At 49.9% G+C, this 25,854-nt stretch carries 21 protein-coding genes and 5 tRNA genes; 2 read left to right on the top strand and 24 right to left on the bottom strand.

From position 1 onward, the window contains the following. Positions 1–3: 3 nt before the first annotated feature. The 24 genes from ACO0LI_RS18465 to aroC all read right to left on the bottom strand — a co-directional run bounded on the left by ACO0LI_RS18465 (position 4) and on the right by aroC (position 21,712). The gene (locus tag ACO0LI_RS18465; RefSeq protein WP_422952122.1) at positions 4–804 is read right to left on the bottom strand and encodes a hypothetical protein; all 801 of its coding nucleotides are present in this window, start codon (positions 802–804) and stop codon (positions 4–6) included. A gap of 143 nt (positions 805–947) precedes the next feature. After that, positions 948–1,040, bottom strand: a tRNA-Leu gene (locus tag ACO0LI_RS18460). 76 nt (positions 1,041–1,116) lie between these two features. Further along, positions 1,117–1,190: transfer RNA gene (locus ACO0LI_RS18455), tRNA-Cys, on the bottom strand. A gap of 109 nt (positions 1,191–1,299) precedes the next feature. Beyond that, positions 1,300–1,375, bottom strand: a tRNA-Gly gene (locus tag ACO0LI_RS18450). 36 nt (positions 1,376–1,411) lie between these two features. Next, positions 1,412–1,487: transfer RNA gene (locus ACO0LI_RS18445), tRNA-Gly, on the bottom strand. Positions 1,488–1,537: 50 nt separating this feature from the next. Next, positions 1,538–1,613, bottom strand: a tRNA-Gly gene (locus ACO0LI_RS18440). A gap of 102 nt (positions 1,614–1,715) precedes the next feature. Beyond that, positions 1,716–2,300, bottom strand: a complete 585-nt coding sequence (pgsA, locus tag ACO0LI_RS18435) for a CDP-diacylglycerol--glycerol-3-phosphate 3-phosphatidyltransferase (protein ID WP_162058533.1) — start codon at positions 2,298–2,300, stop codon at positions 1,716–1,718. A 77-nt stretch (positions 2,301–2,377) separates the two neighbouring features. Next, positions 2,378–4,258 carry an excinuclease ABC subunit UvrC gene (gene uvrC / locus ACO0LI_RS18430; RefSeq protein WP_423034343.1) on the bottom strand — a complete coding sequence of 627 codons (1,881 nt, stop codon included), beginning with the start codon at positions 4,256–4,258 and terminating at the stop codon, positions 2,378–2,380. A 52-nt stretch (positions 4,259–4,310) separates the two neighbouring features. Then, positions 4,311–4,712, bottom strand: a complete 402-nt coding sequence (gene acpS / locus ACO0LI_RS18425) for a holo-ACP synthase (RefSeq protein ID WP_423034341.1) — start codon at positions 4,710–4,712, stop codon at positions 4,311–4,313. Position 4,713: 1 nt separating this feature from the next. Further along, the gene (gene pdxJ / locus ACO0LI_RS18420) at positions 4,714–5,484 is read right to left on the bottom strand and encodes a pyridoxine 5'-phosphate synthase (protein WP_423034339.1); all 771 of its coding nucleotides are present in this window, start codon (positions 5,482–5,484) and stop codon (positions 4,714–4,716) included. After that, a complete protein-coding gene (gene recO / locus ACO0LI_RS18415; RefSeq protein ID WP_422952126.1) occupies positions 5,481–6,359 on the bottom strand; it encodes a DNA repair protein RecO in 879 nt (292 codons plus the stop codon). The genes pdxJ and recO overlap by 4 nt, the downstream gene beginning before the upstream one ends. 8 nt (positions 6,360–6,367) lie before the next feature. Further along, on the bottom strand, positions 6,368–7,270 hold the full coding sequence (gene era, locus ACO0LI_RS18410) for a GTPase Era (protein ID WP_423034337.1): 903 nt from the start codon (positions 7,268–7,270) through the stop codon (positions 6,368–6,370). 7 nt (positions 7,271–7,277) lie between these two features. Continuing rightward, positions 7,278–8,201, bottom strand: a complete 924-nt coding sequence (rnc, locus tag ACO0LI_RS18405) for a ribonuclease III (protein ID WP_423034335.1) — start codon at positions 8,199–8,201, stop codon at positions 7,278–7,280. A gap of 9 nt (positions 8,202–8,210) precedes the next feature. Next, a complete protein-coding gene (locus tag ACO0LI_RS18400; protein ID WP_422952129.1) occupies positions 8,211–8,615 on the bottom strand; it encodes a DUF4845 domain-containing protein in 405 nt (134 codons plus the stop codon). 26 nt (positions 8,616–8,641) lie between these two features. Beyond that, positions 8,642–9,550, bottom strand: coding sequence for a signal peptidase I (gene lepB, locus ACO0LI_RS18395; protein WP_423034333.1), 909 nt, complete (start codon positions 9,548–9,550; stop codon positions 8,642–8,644). Beyond that, positions 9,547–11,340: a translation elongation factor 4 gene (gene lepA / locus ACO0LI_RS18390; RefSeq protein ID WP_422952131.1), complete on the bottom strand. Its 1,794-nt coding sequence runs from the start codon at positions 11,338–11,340 to the stop codon at positions 9,547–9,549. Before lepA ends, lepB begins: the two co-directional genes overlap by 4 nt. 170 nt (positions 11,341–11,510) lie before the next feature. After that, positions 11,511–12,326 carry a tRNA pseudouridine(38-40) synthase TruA gene (truA, locus tag ACO0LI_RS18385; protein WP_422952182.1) on the bottom strand — a complete coding sequence of 272 codons (816 nt, stop codon included), beginning with the start codon at positions 12,324–12,326 and terminating at the stop codon, positions 11,511–11,513. A gap of 71 nt (positions 12,327–12,397) precedes the next feature. Then, positions 12,398–15,277, bottom strand: a complete 2,880-nt coding sequence (locus tag ACO0LI_RS18380; protein WP_423034331.1) for a FimV/HubP family polar landmark protein — start codon at positions 15,275–15,277, stop codon at positions 12,398–12,400. 373 nt (positions 15,278–15,650) lie between these two features. Beyond that, positions 15,651–16,778: an aspartate-semialdehyde dehydrogenase gene (gene asd, locus ACO0LI_RS18375; protein ID WP_422952133.1), complete on the bottom strand. Its 1,128-nt coding sequence runs from the start codon at positions 16,776–16,778 to the stop codon at positions 15,651–15,653. Between the two features lie 150 nt (positions 16,779–16,928). Continuing rightward, positions 16,929–17,999, bottom strand: coding sequence for a 3-isopropylmalate dehydrogenase (gene leuB, locus ACO0LI_RS18370; RefSeq protein ID WP_422952134.1), 1,071 nt, complete (start codon positions 17,997–17,999; stop codon positions 16,929–16,931). A gap of 63 nt (positions 18,000–18,062) precedes the next feature. Further along, positions 18,063–18,710, bottom strand: a complete 648-nt coding sequence (leuD, locus tag ACO0LI_RS18365) for a 3-isopropylmalate dehydratase small subunit (RefSeq protein WP_423034329.1) — start codon at positions 18,708–18,710, stop codon at positions 18,063–18,065. An 8-nt stretch (positions 18,711–18,718) separates the two neighbouring features. Continuing rightward, positions 18,719–18,841 carry an entericidin A/B family lipoprotein gene (locus ACO0LI_RS18360; RefSeq protein ID WP_162040888.1) on the bottom strand — a complete coding sequence of 41 codons (123 nt, stop codon included), beginning with the start codon at positions 18,839–18,841 and terminating at the stop codon, positions 18,719–18,721. Between the two features lie 18 nt (positions 18,842–18,859). After that, positions 18,860–20,263 (bottom strand): 3-isopropylmalate dehydratase large subunit, encoded by a 1,404-nt coding sequence (gene leuC / locus ACO0LI_RS18355; RefSeq protein WP_422952136.1) that lies wholly within the window; start codon positions 20,261–20,263, stop codon positions 18,860–18,862. Between the two features lie 366 nt (positions 20,264–20,629). Next, on the bottom strand, positions 20,630–21,712 hold the full coding sequence (gene aroC, locus ACO0LI_RS18350; protein WP_422952137.1) for a chorismate synthase: 1,083 nt from the start codon (positions 21,710–21,712) through the stop codon (positions 20,630–20,632). A gap of 288 nt (positions 21,713–22,000) precedes the next feature. On the opposite strand from aroC, the gene ACO0LI_RS18345 reads away from it, so the two are divergent. Together ACO0LI_RS18345 and ACO0LI_RS18340 are read left to right on the top strand one after the other, a co-directional pair. Beyond that, positions 22,001–24,241, top strand: a complete 2,241-nt coding sequence (locus ACO0LI_RS18345; RefSeq protein ID WP_422952138.1) for a GGDEF/EAL domain-containing response regulator — start codon at positions 22,001–22,003, stop codon at positions 24,239–24,241. A gap of 260 nt (positions 24,242–24,501) precedes the next feature. Beyond that, positions 24,502–25,851 carry a sensor histidine kinase gene (locus ACO0LI_RS18340; RefSeq protein ID WP_423034327.1) on the top strand — a complete coding sequence of 450 codons (1,350 nt, stop codon included), beginning with the start codon at positions 24,502–24,504 and terminating at the stop codon, positions 25,849–25,851. The last annotated feature ends 3 nt before the right edge of the window (positions 25,852–25,854 follow it).

Here is a 25,854-nt window from a genome sequence, read left to right as displayed (position 1 = left end):
TGATTATTTTTGTTGAAAGTTTGGCTTAACTAATACATAGGTAATTTCTTCACGATTAGCCTTCAAAACCTTCAGCTTCACATCGCGAAATACGATCACCGAAGTACCATCAGGATCTATTTCGTAAGTTAAATCTTGCGTGAATGCCGGACGAGCCAGACCTCCTTTAAATTCACGATAGGAGATACGGATCTCTCCTTTCGATACGCCCTGGTACAGCATCTCTGTAACATAATCAAATTCTTCAATCGATCGCGTCTCTATCGTCTTTGTCTCTGCCACAAGTTCATAGGCTGCAGGGGCGTCCATTTTGTGTCGAATATTGTATGTTGGGTATACCGACACATCAAATTTTCCGTCGTTATCTGTGTCGACGAAACAGCCTGACATTTTCCCAAGGTCCGTCTCATACTGCCCAGCAGGATTAACACAAATCATCGGAAATCCAGAATCCCCCCACTTAGTCAACATCCCAGTAAGTCCGGGAAGCGCAGACACTTTACGAAACATTTCCAAAAAACCCCAAGTAGAACTCGCTGGTTCCAGCAGTTTAATAGTCCCCTTGGGTATAGTCTTTGTCGTGTCTCGAATTGCGCCAAAACGAACTAGGTTGTCACCGACACGTCGGGTAGTAGGGATATCAGGACTTGGATCAGTAAATAATTGCACCTTTAATTTTTCAGATACAACTTCAGTGCTGTTACCTATAGTTTGCCCTATTGCAACCGCGCCAATCAAAGAGGTGCTTAACAAAAGAAAGGCAGCGACAATTCGCAAGCCAACAAGTCTTGAAAGTTTTTTCATTTATTTTTTCTAAATTTAAGATTCGAATAATTTGCCGGTAACGGCAGATCATGAGGTCGTAAAAAGGAATTTTGCGCACAATAACTCCATTTTGCGGAAAAAACAACCGCAAAATGTTAGTTACGACGATAGAGGAAAGTATGTGGTGCCCGAGGCCGGAATCGAACCGGCACGCCCGCTATTAACGAAGCGGCGGATTTTAAGTCCGATGTGTCTACCAGTTTCACCACTCGGGCCCACTACTACAACCTGCTTAGCGAAACGCTAAGTCGGGTTCTGGAAAAAAAGCGCTCTAAAAGCGCTTTTTGTATTTGGAGGCGGGGGTCGGGATCGAACCGGCGTCTACGGCTTTGCAGGCCGCTGCATAACCACTTTGCTACCCCGCCAGGGGTGCTATCTCTGCTAATCGTCTAATGTGATTTTATCACGCTTGATGATTGCTGAAATGCGGTGCAACTTGAACAAAAAAGGGAAGCCTTGCTTCCCTTCAGAATCTGGAGCGGGAGAAGAGTCTCGAACTCTCGACCTCAACCTTGGCAAGGTTGCGCTCTACCAACTGAGCTACTCCCGCAGATGTGCTGCTGATACTTCAGGTACTACGCCATTTTGGAGCGGGAGAAGAGTCTCGAACTCTCGACCTCAACCTTGGCAAGGTTGCGCTCTACCAACTGAGCTACTCCCGCATTTTTACTACTGTATTACTTTACTGCTTTTCGCTGCCATTCCAAAACTTTGGAGCGGGAGAAGAGTCTCGAACTCTCGACCTCAACCTTGGCAAGGTTGCGCTCTACCAACTGAGCTACTCCCGCATCGCGAAGACCAGAATTATATATCATCCAGCCATTCTGTCAACTACCCATTCCAAGATCACTGCGCGCTTATTCAACGCTTACTCAACGATCATTCCACGCTTATCCCATTTTGTCGGTAGTTTCCTTGATTAAAGGCCATGCCTTGCGCAAATAATAAAACATGGACCAGACTGTGAGGATGGCGGCAATAATCAATAACCATGAGCCAAAGAAGCTGGTATCGATTACTCCGAACAAGACATCGTTAAATAACAGCATAGGTATCGCAGTCATTTGTGCCGCTGTCTTGATTTTGCCAAGAGAGCTGACTGCGACTGACTTGGAGGCACCAATCAGTGCCATCCATTCACGCAGCGCAGAGATCGTGATTTCACGGCCTATGATAATGAAAGCGAAAACAGTATTGACGCGATCCAGCTGAACCAGTGCCAGCAATGCACCTGCCACCATCAGTTTGTCTGCCACCGGGTCAAGGAAGGCACCAAATGAGGAAGTCTGGTTCCACCGCCTTGCCAGGAAACCGTCAAACCAGTCGGTTACCGCCGCAACAATAAAAATCGCGGTCGCAACGACGCCTTGCTCAAACCGGGTCAACCAGACTTCAGGCAGGTAAAAAACACCGACCACCAGCGGTATCAGTGCGACACGTAGCCAGGTCAGCAGGATAGGAAAATTGAAAGGCATGTCTTTTTTGGTTTTTATTCGGTTTATGCATCAGGCTCGCTGACTACAATGCCAGCATCTGACGCAATTATATTTCCCTATCGCAGCCGCTTGTAAATTTCTTCTGCCAATTGGCGGGAAATACCTTCGACACTGGCCAAATCGGCGACGCTGGCATCGCTGACCCCCTTTAAACCTCCAAAACGCACCAGCAAACGCTGGCGGCGCTTGGGGCCTATGCCCTCTATCTCTTCCAACTGCGAGGTCTGTCTGGCCTTGTCGCGCTTGGCACGCATGCCGGTAATGGCAAAGCGGTGGGCCTCGTCGCGGATCTGGGCAATCAGCATGAGGGCGGCAGATTCTTTACCCAGTTCCTTTTCTGTGCGGCCATCGACAAACACCAGGGTCTCAAGACCTACCTTGCGGCCCTCACCTTTGGCGACGCCGACGATGAGGCTGATATCGAGACCAAGCTCGACAAAGACTTGCCTGGCAATCTCGACCTGGCCTTTGCCGCCGTCAATGAGCACGATATCTGGCATGCGGCGTTCATTGGTCTCGTCACCACTGGCATCACCACTAGCGACTTTTTCATAGCGACGGAACAGCACCTGGCGCATGGCGGCATAATCGTCGCCTCCAGTAATATCCTTGATATTGAAGCGGCGGTATTCACTGTTTTGCATGGCATGGTGGTGGAACACCACACAGGATGCCTGGGTAGCTTCGCCCTGGGTGTGGCTGATATCAAAACACTCCACGCGCAATTCTTCAAGGTTTTCTACATCGAGCTCCAGCACACTTGCCAGGGCGCGCGTGCGGGCCTGTTGCGAGCCCTGCTCTGACAGCATGCGCGCCAGCGCCAGCCGGGCCCCTTTGACTGCCATATCCAGCCAGGCGCGGCGTTGCTCTTGCGGCTGAAAAGACAAGTGAATACGATGACCGCATTGCTCGGCCAGTGCCAGTATCAAATCAGGTGCATCGAGTTCCACATTCATGACGAGCGTTGCTGGAATGAATTGATCGACATAATGTTGCGCCAGAAAGGCAGAGATGACCTCGACTTCGATTTCATTTTCTGCGACGCTGAGGGCATCATCGACATGCGTGGGGAAATAAGCCCGGTCACCCAGATGCCGCCCGCCCCTGACCATGGCCAGGTTGACGCAGGCACGACCGCCCTCCACTACCACAGCGAGAATATCGATATCAACATCGCCGGCGGTTTCCATGCTTTGCTGATGCAAGACTTTGGACAGGGCCTGCATTTGATTGCGCACTGCGGCTGCCTGCTCGAATTTGAGCTCCATGGAAAAATCCAGCATCTTTTTTTCCAGAGTCTGCATGACTTCGAGCTGGCGGCCGCGCAAAAAGTCTGCGGCATTGTTGACGTCTTGCTGGTAGTCTTCTGGCGTAATAATCTTGACGCAAGGCGCGCTGCACCGACCGATCTGGTGCAACAGACATGGGCGGGTGCGGTTGGAGAATACACTGTCTTCGCAACTGCGCAGCAAAAAGACTTTCTGCAAAATCTGCATCGATTCCTTGACAGCCCAGCTGGATGGAAACGGTCCGAAGTATTGGTGTTTTTTATCGATCGCACCACGGTAATACATCATGCGTGGCGTTTTTTCTGTGGTGATTTTCAGATATGGATAAGACTTATCATCACGAAACAGGATGTTATAACGCGGCTTTAAGGCCTTGATGAGATTGTTTTCAAGGATCAGGGCTTCCGCTTCGCTGCGGGTGACCGTGGTTTCAAGTTTTGCGATTTTCTCTACCATCATCGCAATGCGCGGGCTGGAGAGGTTTTTGAGAAAATAGCTGGAAACACGTTTTTTTAAATCACGCGCCTTGCCGACGTACAGCACTTGGTCATTGCTATCAAAATAGCGATATACACCCGGCAGGTTGGGTAATTTGGCAACCAGATCGAGCACCTGCTGGCGTGCTTCTGAGATATTTGGTTCGGTCATGATGCATTCAATCTGCGGCGCTGGTAGAAGGTAGAAGGTAGAAGCCGCTACTTTAGCAGGGATTGTTCAGTTCGATGATGACGAAGGCAATGGCGTAATCAGTTTCATCACTAACAGAGATGCTTGCCTTCAGATTACGCTCCTGCATCCACGCCAGCATATTGCCATTGACCTGCACCTGAGGCTGGCCCTGGTCATTATTCAGGGTTTGCATGACATGCCAGTTCATGGGGTCACGCATGCCCATGCCAACGGCTTTGGAGAAAGCTTCTTTTGCAGCAAACCGGGTGGCCAGATAACGCAGGCCGCGTGCTTCGACCAGGGTTTTGCGTTCGCGATAAATCACCAGCTCTTCTGGTCCCAGGATTTTTTCAGCAAAGCGTTCACCGTTGCGCGCAATGGCTTCTTGCATGCGCGAGATTTGTACGATGTCGGTGCCTATGCCGTAGATCATGTCAGGCCGCTCTATGCAAGCTTGCCAGGCGAGCCTTGACCATCAGGGCCTTCATGTCGCTGATGGCTTTTTGCCAGCCTACGAACAAAGCGTGCGCAACAATGGCATGGCCTATATTCAATTCTGAAATTTCAGGGATGGCAGCGATTGCGGCAGTATTAGTCATGTGCAAGCCATGGCCGGCATTCACTTTCAAACCGTGGCGTATGCCAGCAATAGCGGCTTGTGATATGCGCGCCAGCTCTTTCGCCTGCAACGCTGGATCAGCCGCATCAGCATAGCGTCCAGTATGAATTTCTATGACACTCGCGCCTGCCTCTGAACTGGCCTGTATCTGCTGCTCATCTGCATCAATGAATAGTGACACACGTATGCCTGCCGCCTGCAATTGCCTGATCGCAGCCTGCACTCTGGCAAAATCACGGGCGACATCCAGGCCACCTTCTGTCGTGACTTCTTCACGGCGTTCTGGCACCAGGCAAACGTCTTGCGGCAGGATGCGGCACGCCAGATCCAGCATTTCATTATTGACGGCTGTTTCCAGGTTCATGCGCGTCAAGATGCGTGGGCGCAATTGTTCTACGTCTGCATCGCGGATATGGCGGCGGTCTTCACGCAGATGCAGGGTGATGCAATCTGCGCCTGCTTCTTCTGCCAGCAAGGCGGCTTGCAAGGGATCCGGATAAGTCGTACCGCGCGCATTGCGCAGAGTAGCGACGTGATCAATATTCACGCCCAGTTCTATCAACTGGCTTTGTTGATGGATATTCATAGATTTTGCAAATCAATCAGTATTTGCCGTGTGTTCAGTGCAGCACCATGCAAGTGATGGGCAAGCAAAAAGCGCATCAGCAACTTGCTTTGTAGTTGCGTGCTTTGCTCAGTATAGTCGCCGCGCTGCATGGCCAGCAAAGTTTTGCCACTGACCCTGGGCACGCTGTCTGCATGCATGGCAGGCCTGGGGCCGCGTTCAGGATCAAGCACATAGAATTGCTCTGCCTGTACGCGTTCACGCTGTTGCGTACAACGAGTCAGATCACCCAGCAAACCGGATTCGCGCAGCAAGGCCAGCTCAAAGCGGCGCAGCACGATGGTAGCTGGCTCATCATGGGCAAGCTGGTTTAGCGTGGAGACATACAGATCAAACAATTCCGGGTGCGCTTCATCACGCATGAGGAACTTGACCAGTAATTCATTAAGATAAAAACCACACAGCAAGGCTGATTTTTCCAGTGGCAGCATGCCGCCTACCCAGTCTGCTGTCGTCAACGTGCGTATCTCGCCCTTGCCTGTCCAGCCCAGTTGCAAGGGCTGGAAGGTTTGCAAGACGCTACGCAATTGTGAATGTGGGCGCTTTGCGCCTTTGGCAACCAAGGCTATGCGTCCATGGTCACGCGTCAATACATCAATGATGAGGCTGGTTTCTTTGTAGGGCCAGGAATGCAGGACAAACCCTGGCTGCTCCAGTATGCGCAAGTCTTTGGCGGGGTACTTGCTGGCAGCGCGCGGGCTTGCTGAGCTTGCCGTACTTGCTTTAGGTGCGCGTGGTCTTGCAGCAGTTTTTTTTGCAGCAGGTGGCGCTGGCGGCACAGCCGCCGCATCTGTTACGGCGCTGTCTTCCTGCACGGCGACTGCCTGCTCATCCATGGATAGATTTACTCGTAACCGTAGGCACGCAAACCGGCTTCATTGTCTGCCCAGCCGGATTTGACCTTGATCCAGATTTCCAGATACACGGGGCCACCAAACAGTTTTTCCATATCCTGGCGCGACTGGGTGGAGATATCTTTCAAGCGTGCACCCTTGTTACCGATGACCATGGATTTATGACCGTCCCTATCGACCAGAATGGCGACAAAGACACGACGCAGATTACCTTCTTGCTCAAACTTTTCTATCAACACGGTGCTGGTGTAAGGCAGTTCATCACCAACAAAGCGGAACAGTTTTTCACGGACGATTTCTGCTGCCAGGAACTTCTCGCTACGGTCAGTGATATCGTCTTCACCAAACATCGGTGGGTTCAGTGGCAGGTATTTGCGGATTTCACTTTCCAGGTTTTCCAGCTGGAAGCGCAGAGTTGCCGACACCGGCACGATTGCTGCGAAATTATGCAGTGCTGCCACTTTTTGGGCGAAAGGCATCATCACGGCTTTGTCTTTAACGCGGTCTGATTTGTTGATGACGAGGATACAAGGCACATCTTTAGGCAGCAGATTAATAACCTGCTGATCTGCCGGTCCAAATGTGCCTGCTTCTATGATGTACAAAATCACGTCTGCAGCTGTCAGTGTTGTCGTGACAGTGCGGTTCAACGTGCGGTTCAGTGCGTTCGAATGGCGGGTCTGAAAGCCCGGCGTATCAATATACACAAACTGGGTATTGTCTTTGGTCTGTATGCCGGTAATGCGATGGCGCGTGGTTTGTGCCTTGCGCGACGTAATACTGACCTTGGCGCCTATCAGGGCGTTCATCAGGGTCGATTTACCGACATTAGGTCGCCCGACGATGGCGATATAACCACAGCGGAAATCAGGATTGTCTATTAATTCAGTCATGCGGTCGTCAGGCAGTCTTAGGGTGAGTCTCGGGTTGTGCATCATGCGTCAGCAGTTCATCTGCTGCAGCGGCGCTGGTAACGGCGCTGTTTGTAGTTTTGGTTTTCTCAGCCTTGGGTACTTCTGCATCCAGCAGGCTTTTTTGCTTGGCGGATTGCGGCTTGGTCTCAACAGCAGCCTCACCTTGCACGGTGGCTATGCCAGCCAGCTTAAGCTGCGAAGCACGGGGTTTGGTTTTTTTAGCTGCAGGTGAACGCACCAGCATGGCGAGCGCTGTTTCCAGTGCCAGCTTGGCTGCTGCCTGCTCCCCGGCGCGGCGACTACCACCAGTGCCAAATACTTGTATTTCCAATTTGGGGACCAGGCATTCAATTTCAAATTCCTGGTTATGTGCTGCGCCATGTGTTGCTACTACATTGTATTGCGGCAAAGCGATTTTTTTACTTTGCAAGAATTCTTGCAGCAGAGTCTTGGCGTCCTTACCCAAAGTAGTAGGATCAACACTGGCCAGCACGGGCGCATACAGTGAACGTATCACTTCACGCGCGGCGTCAAAACCTGCATCCAGGAAAATCGCACCAAACAAGGCTTCCAGCGTATCGGCCAGAATAGATGGGCGACGGAATCCACCGGATTTCAATTCACCCTCGCCCAGACGCAAGAATTGCGACAACTCTATTCGCTGGGCGATTTCATACAGTGACTGTTGCTTGACCAGATTGGCACGTACACGCGACAAATCACCTTCATCAATATTGGCAAAACTGTCAAACAACAGGGAGGCGACCACGCAATTCAAGACAGAGTCACCAAGAAATTCCAGACGTTCATTATGCAAAACACTATGACTACGATGTGTCAAAGCCTGCTGCAACAAAGCGGGGTTGCTAAACTGGTGCCCCAGCCTTTTCTGCAATAGTTGTTGATTCATACGAGTAGCTTATTCTGCCTTGGCAGGTTTTGTAATGACGACACCATTCTTTGCAGTAGTGTTCGAGTACTCCATCAATATGCTGGCTGGACCAACCAGGGGAATTTTTTTGGAGTAAGAAAAATGCAGGTCATATCCACCCTCGTTATTTTTGATGATAAGGAGGTCCTTGCCTGTCACCGCATCAAAATAACCAACTTCCCTTTGTTTATCAAAGGCGATCTGTATTTCCCTGGGATTGGTTCCATTCTTGACGTTATTCATCGCTTTATTGATGGAATTATATTCAATCGCAGTAGGCACCACTTTCATTGCAACCATGGCAATAACAATGATGACGGCAATCGCCATGATCAAGCCAATCAGGGTAATACCTTTTTGTTTTTTGAATGCGGAATATTGAATATTTGACATAGATTTTTCCTGATTAAAACTGAAATTTAATGAAAACTACCAATGCGTTCGATATCACCAAAATTCATCCAGATGAAAAATGCTTTTCCAACAATATTTTCATCTGGCACAAAACCCCAGTAGCGGCTGTCAGCACTATTGTCACGATTATCACCCATCATGAAATAGCGATTCTGTGGAACAGTACAGCTAAAGCCGTCAATTTCATAAGAGCAAGACTCTTTGTCCTTAAAATCGAGCACCTGGCCCCTGTCGTAAACCGGTTTTTGCTCATTGACAAGAATGTTATGAGTAACGCCAGTCAATTGCTCTTTGTATTGTTTCAGATAATTAAGATTATCACGGAAGTCGGGCATATTCGCATATGAAACTTCTTTACCATTCACGGATAAACGTTTGTTTTTATACACAATTTTATCACCAGGCACACCAACCACACGTTTAATATAGTCCACGCTAGGATCTTCAGGGTATTTAAATACCATGACATCCCCTCTTTGTGGATCATTGATAGAGATGATTTTTTTATTAATCACTGGCAAACGTATGCCGTAAGTAAATTTATTCACCAGTATCAAATCACCAACATACAATGTCGGCAACATTGAGCTGGAAGGGATTTTAAAAGGCTCAAACAAGAAAGAGCGTAAGAAAAATACCAAGGCAATCACCGGAAAAAAGCTGCCTGAATATTCTATCCAGACTGGTTGCCTGAGCAGATTTGCTTCTATGTCATGACGGGTATTTTCTTCCAGGCGTATGCCTTCGGCAGACAGCTTGGCGCGGCGAGCGTCGTATTCGGCTAGAGCCTTGTCAGCATTCTGGCGGCGTTGCTTGGCAAAGACAAAAACATCCAGAAACCAGATAATGCCGGTCACTATGGTCAGGACAAACAGGATCAGGGCAAAATTACCCAAGATTGATTGGAAATTCATTTTTCATCCACTTGTAAAATCGCCAAAAACGCTTCTTGCGGGATCTCTACCGAGCCCACTTGCTTCATGCGTTTCTTACCTGCTTTTTGTTTTTCCAGCAATTTGCGCTTACGGCTGATATCGCCGCCATAACATTTGGCCAAAACGTTTTTACGTAAGGCCTTGACGTTTTCACGCGAGATAATGTTTGAGCCAATTGCAGCCTGGATCGCCACGTCAAACATCTGGCGCGGGATCAGTTCGCGCATTTTGGCGGCCACAGCGCGGCCACGGAAATGGCTGTTTGCCCTGTGCACGATAATTGCCAGCGCATCCACCTTTTCGCTATTGATCAGCATGTCAACCTTGACCACGTCTGCGGCTCGGTTTTCCTTGAACTCATAGTCCATGGACGCATAGCCACGAGAAGTCGATTTCAGGCGATCAAAGAAATCCAGAACAATCTCAGCCATCGGCATTTCATAAGTCAGCTTGACCTGGCGACCGTGGTAATTCATATCCATCTGCACACCGCGCTTCTGGGTACAGAGGGTAATCACCGAGCCCACATATTCTTGCGGCATGTAGAGATTGACGGTGACGATAGGTTCGCGGATTTCTTCTATCTTGGATGGCTCAGGCATTTTGGAAGGATTATCCACCATCAGGATGGAGCCATCAGCCATGACCACTTCATACACCACTGTTGGGGCAGTAGTGATCAGGTCCATGTCGAATTCACGCTCCAGACGTTCCTGGACGATTTCCATGTGCAATAAACCCAGGAAGCCGCAACGGAAGCCAAAGCCCAGCGCCTGCGACACCTCAGGCTCATACATCAGGGCAGCGTCATTGAGCTTGAGCTTTTCCAAAGAATCACGCAAGGCATCGTATTGATTGGCTTCAACCGGGAACAGACCGGCAAACACTTGCGGCTGCACTTCTTTAAAGCCCGGCAAAGGCTCGGCAGCAGGTTTATTGGCAACAGTAATCGTGTCACCAACTTTGGCTGACTTCAATTCTTTAATACCCGCAATAACAAAACCTACCTGACCAGCCGACAATTCTGTACGGCTCAGTGATTTAGGGGTAAATACGCCTACACTTTCCACCAGATGCTGCGCTTCTGTTGCCATGAACAGTATCTTGTCTTTAGGGCGCAAAGTACCGTTCTTGATACGCACCAGCATGACAACACCGACGTAATTATCAAACCAGGAATCGACAATCAGCGCTTGCAAAGGCGCTGTTGGATCGCCTTGCGGAGGTGGCACCTTAACAATCAGGGATTCCAATACATCTTCAACACCCAGGCCGGTTTTAGCGGAGCAATGCACTGCATCTGAAGCATCTATGCCGATAACTTCTTCAATTTCCTGGCAGGCATTTTCAGGGTCGGCGGACGGCAAATCAATCTTGTTCAAGACCGGCACGACCTCAACACCCAATTCAATGGCGGTATAGCAGTTCGCTACTGTCTGCGCTTCCACACCTTGTGATGCATCGACCACCAGCAATGCGCCTTCACATGCAGACAGGGAACGGCTGACTTCATAACTGAAATCGACGTGACCGGGAGTATCGATCAGGTTCAGGTTGTATATCTGACCGTCGCGTGCCTTGTAATGCAATGCCGCTGTCTGAGCTTTGATCGTGATACCACGTTCACGCTCAATATCCATGGAATCAAGCACTTGCGCTTCCATCTCGCGGTCGGAGAGGCCGCCACAAAGCTGAATAATACGATCTGCCAAGGTGGATTTGCCGTGGTCAATATGGGCAATAATTGAAAAATTGCGGATGTTATTCATTGAAATTACGAAAAAAACAAAGGTGAAGCGAATACCGGCTATAAAAAAAGCGCTCTGAGCTGGGCAAGCTTCCCCAGGCGAGCGCCTTCAATTTGGGTTTTGCAAAACGCCATTTTACCGGATTTCACCCCGGAAAGCCGAGAAATCGTCGGCCTGATGTCAGTTGATCACTACAAAAAAGACAAGAAAGCCAAGGATTCCACTAAATCTCTTTGCGGCAAGCCCCATTTATCCTCATAGTCTATCCTTGCCAGATACAAACCATCAGGCATAAATGTAGGCGCAGCAATTTCACGGTTCTTGCTGAGCAAAACCTCTCCCATCCATTCCGGCTCTCTTTTGCCAGTACCAACAAAGATCAGGGAACCAACGATATTCCTGACCATGTGATGTAGGAAGGCGCTGGCGCGCAAGGTGAAGATAATCATTTCACCCTGGCGCTGTATCCGTATCTCATACATGTGCTTGACCGGCGTCTTCGCCTGGCAGCCAGAGGCACGGAAAGCAGAAAAATCATGCTCACCCAACAGGTGCGAAGCGGCGGCACGCATACGCTGTACATCAAGTGGACGAAAAGTCCAGCCTGCCCTCCCACTCCACATGGGTGAACGGATGGCGGCATTATGCAAAATATAATGATAAGTACGGGCGCGGGCACTAAAACGCGCATGGAAATTGTCTTCTGACTCAGGGTCCATCGGCAATTCTTTCGCCCACTGAACAGCAACAGAGGCGGGTAAAAAGGCATTCACGCCATTCACCCAGGAATAAGATTCGCGCACCAGTTCGGTATCAAAATGGACGACCTGCTCAATACCATGTACGCCAGCGTCTGTGCGCCCGGCGCAGGTGGTTTTGATGTCACTTTTACTAAATTGTTGCAAAGCCCGTTCCAACGCGTCTTGCACGGTATTACCAGAAGGCTGCGTTTGCCAGCCTTGCCAGGAATTACCGTCGTACTGCACACCTAAAACTAATCGTTTCAACACAATGCGATTTCCAAAAAACAAAACGGGCGCCAGCATGCGCTGCGCCCGTTATGACTACGACAAGACCATTAAGCCATTTGAGCTATCATGGACTTGGCTCTTTCTACCTGATCAGTAGTACCGCCCTTGAGTACTTCATCCAGCAATTCGCGGGCACCTTCTTTATCACCGATTTCATGATAGGCAACTGCCAGATCCAGCTTGGTTGCCATTTCAGCATTGTGCGCCGGAGCCTCTTCTGCTGCGGGTGACGCAGGTGCTGCACCCGGATCCAGATCAAGGTCAATACCGGACAAATCAAATTCAAAAGCAGACATGGCATCCGCCTCAGCTTTTTGCGCTGCCAGCTCAGGCAATGGTGTCTCTGCAGACTCTCCAGCCAGGGATGCTGCCAACAGATTTTCATCCAATTTTTCATCTGGTGGCAAGATATCCAGAGACAAATGATCTGCTGCCGGTTTGTCCGCCGCGAAATCTATATGACCCAAATCCAGCTCGAACTTCTCAGCTTCTGGCTCTGCTGCAACGACGGGGGTCGCCTCTGCCACCACATGAGCAGGTGCAGGTGCAGGCACATCATCCTTGCTGCCAAAATCAAAGTCTATCGTACCAAAATCGACTTCTGGTGCTGCAGCAGGCTCTGCGGCTGGCGCAGCATGGGCAACAGGCTCAGGAATTTTTGGCACTTCTGGTTCAGGAATAGCCGAGATGTCGAGATCAAAATCCAGCGCATGCTCATCCATCGCCGCTTCTTCTGCAATCGCATTGGCTTTTGCGGCACCGCCATCACGCTGGGCTGTGTCAATGATACTGATCGCTTCCAGCATGTCCTGGGACAGGGAATTGGCCAGCAGCGCCTCAGGATCAAGGTCTTCCAATGGTTGCGTACCAGAACCCAGACCAGATGCAGCAGCCATGTCAGCTTTGGCTTTGCCACCGGCGTACAGAGGATTGCCTGGTTCAAGCACGATACCCATGGAGGCAGCTTGTGCCCAGTCATCACCTTCACCACTGGTCATGCCATACAACTCACTGGCCAGACGCTCAAAAGTTTTGGCATCTTTTCGGCCAAAATAAATTTCCAGCAATTTGACCCTGACCGCATGACGGTCTGGCTGTGTACGCAAAGCTTCTTTCAGGATTTCTTCTGCCTGAGAATCACGGCCATAGGCGATATACACATCGGCCTCAGCAACAGGATCAACTTCATTGGCATCCAGCTGGCTCGCAGATGGTGCAAAATTGGAGTTGAAAACGCTGTTATTCGTATCAACACTCTGACCACCGGTAGAGCCAAACATGGAGTTGGCCTTCATGCTGGAACCGGTCAAGATGCTGTCTTCAAAGTGCTGCAATTTTTTCTTGCGCTGACTGGTCCAAATACCAATACCACCCAGGATACCTATTAAAGCTATGCCTCCTAGCAACAGATTGTCTGAAATAATATCAAAGAAACCAGGCTCGGGAGGTGGTGGCGGAGGTGGCGGTGCCGTTATCTTGCGCTTGACCGGTGGTTTTGGCGTAGCAACAGAAGCTGCGGACGCTGCAGCGGTTGGCGTGCTAGCTGGTGCTGGCGCACTTGCCTGCGCGGAAACAGATGCCGGAGCAGACGCTGGCGCTGAAGCCGGTGCGGGTGCAGGTGCAGGTGCAACTACGGGAGCGGACGCTACACTTGCCAACGCTGGCGCAGGTGTTGATGCTGGAGCTGGGGCACTTGCCTTGGTTTCAGGCTTAGCCTTGGCCAACTCTGCCTGCTTGGCTGCCAGCTCCTTGTTTTTGATTTCTATCTTCTGCGCTTCGAGCAAGCCTTTGAGGTCAGTGACGTTTTTCTCAAGTTCTTTGACGCGCGCATTGGCTTCTTGCGCTGCCCTTTCCTTGGCGAGCTTATCTTCTTCACCGCCCTTGCCTGAGGTACGTGCAGAAGCAGGTCCAGCCTTGGACAATTTCAGTTTATCTGGCGAATCAGTCGTCGCGCTTGGGACTTCTTTTACCTTGGCAGTAATCTTGCCGGCACCACTTTGTTTGGTGGACGGTGCTTTTTCTGCTGGAGCATCTGCCACCTGACCTGCCAGTTTGTTGCGGTAGGCATTGAAATCAGCGGCGTGCGCTACCACAACTGAGTGGGCCTCATTGGTGTTGCCTGCACTTGTGTTGGCAGAAGCAGCGTCCGGCACGGTCAGTATCTGGCCGGATTTCAGGCGATTCATGTTATTACCGGCAAAAGCCTGTGGATTGGCGCGGTAAATACTGACCAGCATCTGATCCAGGGAAACGCCTTCAGCACGATAACTACCGGCTATCTTGCTTAAAGTATCACCAGCCTTGACCTGATATTCGCCGGCGGATTTGATTTCCTTGCCGGCTTCAGCGTTTTTTGGCGCTGGTGACCTGTCATTTCTTAAACCAGGATTATTTGCAATCGTATTTGAACGGGTGTTTTTGGCTGCATTGGATGCAGACGTATTCTGTGGCTGGTTAGCAACAACAACGGGATTACTGACTTGCGCAGATTGACTGTTTCGCAACTCAGCGGGGTCCAGCAAGAAGGTGTATTCTCTCAGCAGCTTACCATTGGCGGAGTTTAACTCCAGCAGCATATCAACGAAAGGTTCGTTCATTGCCTGCGATGAGCTAATGCGGATGACGTAATTCGCACCGCGCTGCTCAACTGCAAAACGCAGTGACAATAATGCGACATTAAAGTCTATGTTCGCCTGTTTGAAAGCTTCCTGGGATGCCAGCCTGGGCACCAGGGAATCGATTTCTTCCTTGGCGGGAGAGGTAAGTTCTACCTCTGCGCGCAAGGGTTGCCCAAGAGCGGAAAGTACGGTCAGCTTACCGAGACCGGTAGCATGCGCACTGGACAACATGAACAAGGACGAGGCTACAGCAACACTTAACGCCTTGCGTCCCACGGTAATCACAGACGATTTTTTTTGATTATGCATTTTGTCAGACATATTGGGAATTTTTGGCGAACAAAGTCCGCTGGGTGACGCTTTACACATTGCTTAGCGACTCGTCCTAATGTTTCACATTAACATTACAAACATTGCCACGCAAGCTTAACGCGATTTATCACAGTGGTAAATACATTAAGAACCCTGAAGTGCAAGGATATCGCATAAATGTTGTTGCCAAATGACAAGTGAAAAATAATCGCCAAAATCCTAATTGTTTATTTATTAAAATTAATTCCAAAAAAGACAACAAATTAGATTTTTCTGGAGTTTCAAAAACAACAAGGGGGCGTTAAACGCCCCCCTATATTCTACAACAAGTTTTAACAATTACTTTAAAACATCAAGTTTTGCTGAGTTTTTAGTCAATCAGAATGCGCAGCATACGACGCAGCGGTTCTGCCGCACCCCACAATAATTGGTCACCCACGGTGAATGCACCAACATACTCCGGGCCCATCGCCAGTTTGCGGATACGGCCAACCGGAATAGTCATGGTACCAGTAACAGCAACCGGTGTCAGATCACGAATACTGGCTTCGCGGGTATTTGGTACAACTTTTACCCATTCATTGTCAGCAGCGATCATGGCTTCGATATCTGCCAGCGGCACGTCTTTTTTCAGTTTGAATGTCAAAGCCTGGCTGTGGCAACGCATGGCACCAATACGCACGCAGAAACCATCGACCGGAACAGCGGCTGTACCAAATCCTTCGCCCTGACCCAATATCTTGTTGGTCTCGGCCATGCCTTTCCATTCTTCCTTGGACATGCCGTCGCCGAGATCCTTGTCTATCCAGGGAATCAGCGAACCACCCAGTGGTACGCCAAAGTTGGCAGTTTCATCGGCAGTCAAAGAACGTTGCTTGGCAATGATTTTACGGTCGATTTCCAAAATCGCGCTTTTCGGGTCATCGAGCAGTGAACGAACTTCTGCATTCAAAGTGCCATATTGCGTCAACAGTTCGCGCATATGCTGGGCACCGCCGCCAGATGCTGCCTGGTAAGTTTGCGTACTCATCCATTCAACCAGGCCTGCCTTATACAAAGCACCAACACCCATGAGCATGCAGCTGACTGTGCAATTGCCGCCTATCCAGTCTTTTTGACCATTGACCAGAGCTTGCTTGATCACAGGCAAATTCACCGGATCCAGTACGATGACAGCATTTTCATTCATGCGCAGACTGGACGCAGCATCAATCCAGTGACCGTTCCAGCCACTAGCGCGCAATTTTGGGTAAATTTCATTGGTGTAGTCACCGCCCTGGCAGGTAATAATAATTTCGCACTTCTTGAGCGCATCAATATTATTTGCGTCTTGCAAGGTCTTTTCATTTTTCGCCATTGCAGGGGCCGCGCCACCTGTATTGGACGTTGAAAAGAACACGGGTTCAATATGATCGAAATCACCTTCTTCCTGCATGCGTTGCATCAGGACAGAACCCACCATACCGCGCCAACCTACCAGACCTACCAGTTTCATCATTTTTCCCTAAAATTTTGCAGGACGTCCCTGCCCTTCACGAACAAATAGGATTTATGCAAAATTGTCCTAGCAAGGCTTTGCGACAAAGACAGTACTTTAGTACGACTAGTCGCTGCAACGCAGCTGGGGCGGTTTTGCGTAAGGACTAAATTAACTCAATGCCTGCAATACGGCTTGTCCCATCTCGCCAGTACCAACCTTGGTGGTACCTGCCTCATAAATATCAGGAGTACGCAAACCCTGCGCCAATACTTTCTTGACCGCATTTTCTATACGGTCGGCCTGCTCTGCTTTATTCAGAGAATAACGCAACATCATCGCTGCGGACAGAATGGTTGCCAGCGGATTCGCTACACCCTTGCCCGCGATATCTGGCGCTGAACCATGTGAAGGTTCATACAGGCCCTTGTTATTTGCATCCAATGAGGCGGATGGCAACATGCCGATGGAACCAGTCAACATGGACGCCTGATCAGACAAGATATCGCCAAACATGTTGCCAGTGACGATAACGTCAAATTTCTTCGGTGCGCGCACCAGTTGCATTGCGGCGTTATCGACGTACATATGATCAAGCGCCACATCCGGGTATTCTTTATGCACTTCAGTGACGATGTCTTTCCAGAACTGGAAAGTTTCCAGCACATTGGCTTTATCGACGCTGGTCAGACGCTTGTCGCGCTTTTGTGCAGCCTGAAAAGCCACGTGGGCAATACGACGGATTTCTGACTCAGCATAACGCATGGTATCAAAACCTTCGCGCTCACCTTTGAATGGGCCATCAGGACATACGCGCACACCGCGTGGCTGACCAAAATAAATATCGCCGGTCAATTCGCGGATTATCAGGATATCCAGACCAGAAACCACTTCTGGTTTTAATGTCGATGCACCTGCCAGTTCGGGATACATGATGGCTGGGCGCAGATTGGCGAACAACTTGAGGTTTTTGCGCAAACCCAGAATGGCTTGCTCAGGACGCAGTGGACGGTCCAGAGTGTCATACTTCCAGTCGCCTACTGCGCCAAACAAAACGGCATCGGCTTCCAGTGCCAGTTTCAGCGTCGCTTCTGGCAAAGGATGGCCAGATGCTTCATAGCCTGCGCCACCTACTGGTGCGGTTTCCATTTCAAAAGACTCGCCCAGCGCATTCAACACCTTGACTGCCTGCTCAACAATTTCCGGACCGATGCCGTCACCCGGCAAAATAGCAATTTTCATATTCTCAACAAATTAATTTAGATAGCTTATTTTTTAGCTTATTTTTAAGCACATTCAGACGACTTAGATAGTATTGGCGAGCCAGGGTTGCGCTGCTATATGGCGCTCTTCAAAAGCGCGTATCCTGTCAGACTGGCGCAGAGTCAGACCAATATCATCAAGGCCATTGAGCATGCAGTATTTGCGGAATGCGTCAATATCAAAACCATAGCCGGCACTGCCATTACTGGTGCGCACAACTTGCTGTTCAAGATCGACGATCAGACGATAACCAGGGAAAGCCTTGACTTCATTGAACAATGTATCGACTTGAGCCTCGCCCAGGACGATAGGCAGCACGCCGTTTTTATAGCAGTTATTAAAGAAGATATCTGCAAAGCTCGGGGCAATAATCGCGCGAAAGCCAAATTGCTCCAAAGCCCATGGCGCATGCTCGCGCGAAGAACCGCAACCGAAATTTTTACGTGCGAGCAAAATCGAAGCACCCTGATAGCGCTGCTGGTTCAGCACAAAATCTGGATTCACAGGACGCTTGCTATTGTCCATGCCAGGTTCGCCATGATCGAGATAACGCCATTCATCAAACAGATTGGGGCCAAAGCCACTACGTTTGATGGATTTCAAGAACTGCTTGGGGATAATGGCATCGGTATCGACATTAGCCCTGTCCATGGGCGCAACCAGGCCATCGAGTAAAGTAAATTTTTCCATGTTGTTGCTTATTTTTTACCTACATTCTCGACTGCTTCACCAGCCTTTTTAACGTCTTTGCCTATACCTTGAACGGTATTACATGCAGTCAGCACCAGTGCGCACATCGCCAATACAAATATCTTTTTCATGTCATCTCTCCTAGCAAATTAAGATAATCCACGTACATCTATAAAATGTCCTGCTACACCTGCGGCAGCTGCCATTGCGGGTGATACCAGATGAGTGCGGCCACCCTGCCCCTGACGGCCTTCAAAGTTACGGTTGGAAGTGGAAGCGCAGCGCTCACCCGGCTCCAACCTGTCGGCATTCATGGCCAGGCACATGGAGCAACCTGGTTCGCGCCATTCAAAGCCAGCAGCTTTAAATATCTGATCCAGGCCTTCACGCTCAGCCTGCTCCTTGACCAGACCAGAGCCCGGCACCACCATCGCCAGTTTGACATTTGATGCGCGATATTTGCCACGCACCACGGCAGCTGCTGCACGCAAATCTTCTATGCGCGAATTGGTGCAGGAACCGATAAATACTTTATCAATGCGGATATCAGAAATAGCCGTATTCGGTTGCAGCGCCATGTAGATCAGGGCTTTTTCTATCGCATCACGCTTGACTGCATCTTTTTCCTGCTCAGGATCAGGTACACGGCTATCTATTGCCACCACCATTTCAGGTGAGGTACCCCAGGTGACTTGCGGTTTGATTTCGGCAGCATTCAAGGTCACGACCATGTCGAATTTGGCACCGGCATCCGTGTGCAAGGTTCTCCAGTATTCGACTGCTCTGTCCCAGTGCGGGCCGACGGGTGACAAGGGACGGCCTTTGACATAGTCAATAGTAACCTGATCCACCGCCACCATACCGGCACGCGCACCAGCTTCAATCGCCATATTGCAAACCGTCATGCGGCCTTCCATCGACAGGCTGCGAATGATTGAACCAGCAAACTCAATCGCATAACCAGTACCACCAGCAGTGCCGATTTTGCCAATCACCGCCAGCACGATATCTTTAGCTGTCACGCCGACAGGCATGGCGCCATCAACCTGTACCAGCATGGATTTGGATTTTTTAGCGATCAGGGTTTGTGTCGCCAGCACATGCTCAACTTCAGATGTGCCTATACCATGCGCCAGGCAGGCAAACGCACCATGGGTCGATGTATGCGAATCACCACAGACGACTGTCATGCCCGGCAAAGTTGCGCCCTGCTCCGGCCCGATAACGTGAACGATGCCCTGGCGTTTGTCTGCCATGCCAAAATAGGTTAAACCATATTCTTTGGCGTTGGCGTCGAGCGTTTCTACCTGCAGACGTGAAATCGGGTCATCAATACCATTGACGCGGTTTGTCGTTGGCACATTATGATCTGCCACCACCAGATTGGCGGATAGTCGCCACGGTTGGCGTCCGGCCAGCTTCAAACCATCAAAGGCTTGCGGGCTCGTGACTTCATGCAACAAATGGCGGTCTATGTAGAGAATTGCAGTGCCATCGTCTTCGGAATGGACTACGTGGGATTCCCATAATTTATCGTAAAGCGTTTTAAGCATAATCTGAAGCCTGGAAATAAGTCATTGGTTCTTGCTACATCCTGTACTGCATCTTTTTTTCGCATTTGATTATGCCACAATTGTGCAACGCAAAACCAACCCTCACGCCAAATTGGTGCATGAAAGTTTCAGTATAAATGCAGGAGTTTGATGAAAATCGCCAAATTTTCATCTGGATTCCGATGGTATTTTGGAAAATTACCAGTGAATATTTTGGAATAGAGCAACAAAAACAGCGTGCAGAATTGCACAGACGATGACAGGGCAAGGCATTCACAAATCACTCAACAGGAACGCACCAAAGCTGCGCGCCCAGTGTAGCATGATCCCGACTAAACCCAGAGAAAGGTGAATGGTGACCTGGTATCAGGCACCCAGCTTGACATCACCACATTGCGCCCTGTGGCGCAGGGCATGGTCCATCAGGACCAGCGCCAGCATGGCTTCCGCAATCGGGGTGGCGCGGATGCCAACGCAGGGATCATGACGACCAAAAGTTTCCACCATGACAGGATTACCGTCTTTATCGACTGATCTTCTCGGGGTACGGATTGAAGATGTAGGCTTGATCGCAATTGAAACCGTAATATCCTGACCAGTAGAAATGCCTCCCAATATGCCGCCGGCATTATTGCCAACAAAACCCTCAGGCGTCAGTTCATCACCATGTTCAGAGCCGCGTTGTGCAACTGAACGGAAGCCTGCACCGATCTCCACACCCTTGACTGCATTGATACCCATCATTGCATAGGCGATTTCTGCATCAAGTTTGTCATAGATAGGCTCACCCAGACCAACTGGTACATTAGAGGCCACGACATCGATTTTGGCACCGATGGAATCACCATCTTTGCGCAAGGCATCCATGTAATCTTCAAGTTGCTGTATCAATGCAACATCAGTCGTTGGTGCAAAGAACGGGTTAGTTGACGCATGTTCCCAGGCTTGAAATGGAATGACAATTTCACCCAGTTGACTCATACCGCCATGAAACACTGTCCCATATTGCTGATGCAACCACTTTTTTGCGATTGCTGCGGCACCAACAACGGGCGCAGTCAAACGTGCAGAAGAGCGCCCACCGCCACGCGGGTCGCGAATGCCGTATTTATTCCAGTAAGTGAAATCGGCATGCCCTGGACGAAAAGTTTCGGTGATGTTGCCATAATCCTTACTGCGCTGGTCCTGGTTGCGGATCAGCAGGCCTATCGGCGTACCTGTCGTCTTGCCCTGATATATACCGGACAGAATTTCCACCGTATCAGGTTCCTGGCGCTGGGTCACATGGCGCGATGTACCGGGGCGGCGGCGGTCAAGTTCTGGCTGTATGTCTGCTTCAGACAATTCCATGCCCGGAGGGCAGCCATCAATCACGCAACCGATAGCTGGACCGTGGGATTCGCCGAAGGTTGTAACAGTAAACAAGGTGCCAAAAGTATTACCGGACATATTATTTCGAAAATGAGAGGTTAGACAGAATAAATTCCATTTTACCAGTGAAGCGCCCAGTACAGAATTTAGCCTCTGTATGATGTAGCAAAAGATTTCACTATTTTTCGCACATTCCAGTCAAATTCAGGGCATTTTTATCCCCGCTCGGGTGAATCTTGTTTTATTCTTACCAATGATAAATATTTGAAGCTTGGCTCCCGATACTTTTAATGTCATAGTTCCGCAAGGAACCAATTTTGCAGTGCCCTTACCATACGATATGCCAAGCATGGAGCCGCATTACAGATGAATTCAACGATCCACTCTTCTGAAGATGATCTGGTTTTCCTTGATGAACCAGACAGCGACGAAACTGCGGCGGCTTCGCGGCCTGCGCAGACTTGGCGGATCATGATTATTGATGATGATCCGGATGTCCATTCCGCCACAACCTTTGCGTTGGGTAGCCTGGAGATCCAGCACCGCGCCCTGAGTTTCCTGCACGCGTATTCCGCCGCAGAAGCCCGCGACATCCTGAAAAATGAAACTGATATTGCCATTATCCTGCTGGATGTGGTCATGGAGCAGGAGGACGCCGGCCTGCAACTGGTCAGTCATATCCGCAAGACCCTGGGCCTCACTGATGTCAGGATCATCCTGCGTACCGGCCAGCCAGGCTATGCGCCAGAAATCGATGCGATACGCGATTACGACATCAATGATTACAAAACCAAATCAGAACTGACCCGCACCAAGCTATATACCGCCGTCACCTCGGCCATACGCTCTTACGAACAGATTTGCGCCATCAGTGCCAGCAGGCGCGGCCTGGAGATGATTATCCATGCCAGCACCGAATTGATGGCACTGCAGGGTCTGCAAAATTTTGCGGCCGGAGTGCTTGTGCAGATTGCCGGCTTGTTAGGACTCAATACAGAGGGATTCGTTTGCGCCCGGCAGGTACCGGTAGAGTTACAGGAAGAAAGTGATGACCTGTACATTATCGCCGCCACCGATATGTACCTGGGCAGCCTGAACAAACCACTAGAGCAATTGGACAACCATGCAATTGGCGATATCGTCACACGCTCGCTGGAAGCCCGCCAAAGTGTGTTTGAAGCAGAATCGACCGCACTCTACTTCAACAATGTCGCACAAAAGGATTTCACGCTCTACCTCAACACCGGCCTGCATCTGAATGAGATGGACAAGCGCCTGCTGGGTGTGTTTTGCGGCAATGTATCTGTGGGTCTGGACAATGTTATGCTGACTTCACGTCTGCATAACTACGCCTTCTATGACCCGCTGACAGGCCTGGCGAACCGCCTCAAGCTGCTGCAGACCTTGAATGAGACGCTGATGACCTCACTCAAAAACCACAGTTCACTGTCGCTCATAGATATCGACCATTTTGCCGAGACCAATGATGCACTTGGTCATCAGTTTGGTGATCAGCTTCTGTATTCCGTTGCGCAAAGACTGGTTGCCAATTTTGGTGAGCATTGCCAACTGGCAAGGGTTGGCAGCGATACTTTTGCCTTGCTGGGCGACGAAAGCCTGGTATGCCCGGATAAGATCCTGGCTTTGTTCAACTCCCCCTTCGACGTCGATCAACAAGACGTTCAGCTTTCAGCGACCATAGGCCTGATCAAGCTTGATGATTATGAAAGCGATGGCTCAGAAGCCCTGAAAGACACCAATATTGCCCTTAAGCGCGCCAAGATGAACCGTAGGGGTGGTTATGAATACTTCACCCGCAATATGGGGGTGGAGATACGCGAACGCGTCTTGCTCATGCATGCCCTGCGTGCGGCATTCGAGCAAAAAAAATTATTTCTGGTTTTCCAGCCCCAAATTGACATGCGCGATGGACGCGTACTTGGGGCAGAAGCCTTGTTGCGTTGGAAAACCGATGAAGGCAAATTCATCCCGCCGGATCAGTTTATTCCCATCGCCGAATATTCCGGCCTGATTGTCGATATCGGTGAATGGGTCTTGCGTACCGCCTGTCTTGAACTGGTGCATTTGCGCAGCCTGGGTTATACCAATTTCCAGATGGCCATCAATGTCTCACAAGTTCAGTTTTCACATCCCTTGTTCATGCAATCACTGAACAAGGCCTTGGCAGATACCCAGGTGCCGCCGCAATATGTGGAACTTGAAATTACTGAATCCATGGCCATGAAAGACCCGGAATTGCTGATCAAGACCCTGCACCAGATCAAGCAACTGGGCATGAGCATCTCGATTGATGACTTTGGTACCGGCTTCTCGTCACTGAGTCACTTGCAAAAACTCGATGTAGATAAATTGAAAATTGACCGCGCCTTTGTCAATGAAATCCAGAAAAATCCAAATGAAGGCAGTATTGCCAAAATGATTGTTCAGCTTGGCAAAAACCTCGGGCTGTCCATTATTGCCGAAGGTGTGGAAAGTGAAATGCAGGCAAACACCCTGCTTTCTTACGATTGCCATATCGCCCAGGGTTATCTGTATTCCAAACCCCTGACCCGCGATGATTTGCATGCCTGGCTGGCAAGCAGATAATCCCATTGCATGCAACAGGCCGGATTTTGTGGCCTGACGCGTGCAGCCAGACACCCACTCTTGCTACTCCCTGCGCCAGTAACCATGCATACTAAATGTGGCATTTTCCATTCTGTCCTGCATTTTTTGCAGACTGTCGCAAGTCACTATCAAAGCCAGCACGATTTCCCTACAGTATCAACATGGACTGAAAAGTCGCCAGCAGCCTGTGCATGACATATGGCTGAAATGTCAGGGACAACCGTTAAAAGAGAAGCATCATGAATAATACCAACGCAGACACGATCAAGCAGCTCATCGCCGACCTGATGACTTGGCTTAGCAAAAGCTTTGACACAACGGCAGCCTGGGTGACCAAATTATCCTGGTGGAAGTTTTTCTTGTTTGCCATTATCACCATCACTGCGGGTAGCATGCTGCAGGACATGCTGTTCACGTCCCAAGAAAATATCGTCATCAAAAAAAGCAACCCATCTGGCAAATCCAGCAAGGCAAAAAAAACCAGCAAGATCAGCGATGGTGATACCAGCATAGAAATAGACAATACTGGCCTGCGCATCCGCAAGAACAATACCGATGGCAAGGGTAAGTTCATAGAAATTGATGAGAATGGCATTCATATCAATAAAGATAACGGCATTGCGCCACCTGCTCCACCGGCACCACCATCTGCCCCTGCAGCACCGAATGCACCGGCTGCCCCCGAGGCGACCACACCACCAATACCCCCAACCCCGCCATCCATCTCTGACAGCGATGACATCCACATCAAATTACCCGCTGAAATAGCCAAGCAGATCAGCGAAGAGATCAATGATGCAGTTGCCGATGCCGCCGATGAAGAAGTACGCAGTTTTAAGCGCACGTCCTCCAAATGGTTTATCAATTTCGTGGTCTTGCTGGTATTTGGTCTGTTTGGCATGAAAGCCTTAATGAGTGGCAAAGTACGCGCCGAAGAAAAAGCCAAGGCAGCTGGCATGACGGCAGAGCGCGAATCCCTGTTGCGCCAGGTCAGTGAAGCACAGATGCAAATGATGCAGGCACAGGTAGAACCCCATTTCCTGTTCAATACCCTGGCCTCGGTTGAACATCTGATAGAAACCGATCCTCCGCGTGCCGCCGCCATGCAGCGCAGCCTGATTGCTTACTTGCGTGCTGTCTTGCCACAAATGCGTGAAAATGCCAGCGTGACCAATTTGGGCCGGGAAGCGGATATGGTTAAATCTTATCTGGAATTGCTGAAAATGCGCATGGAAGAAAGACTGAATGTCGATTTCATCATGCCTGAAGGTTTGCGCAGTGCCTCTTTCCCGCCAATGATGTTGCAGTCGCTGGTCGAAAACGCCATCAAGCATGGCCTGGAATGCAAGGCAGAAGGCGGCACCATTCGCTTCCATGCCGAGGTTGCGCATAACAAGTTGCGTGTCTCTGTGACGGACGATGGACTTGGATTTGGCGCCATGCCCAGCAACGGTACCGGACTGGGATTGCAAAATATACGTGAACGCCTGAAATTGATTTACAAAGAAAAGGGTCAAATGATCATTACCCCTAATCAACCCAGTGGAGTTTGCGTTACTATAGAAATCCCTTACGAATTAGCCAACTAGATT

The sequence above is a fragment of the Undibacterium sp. Tian12W genome (assembly GCF_049339405.1).
In the GTDB taxonomy this organism is placed as follows: domain Bacteria; phylum Pseudomonadota; class Gammaproteobacteria; order Burkholderiales; family Burkholderiaceae_D; genus Undibacterium.
Note: the sequence above shows the minus strand (reverse complement) of the source record. Positions and strands in the feature narration are given on the sequence as shown.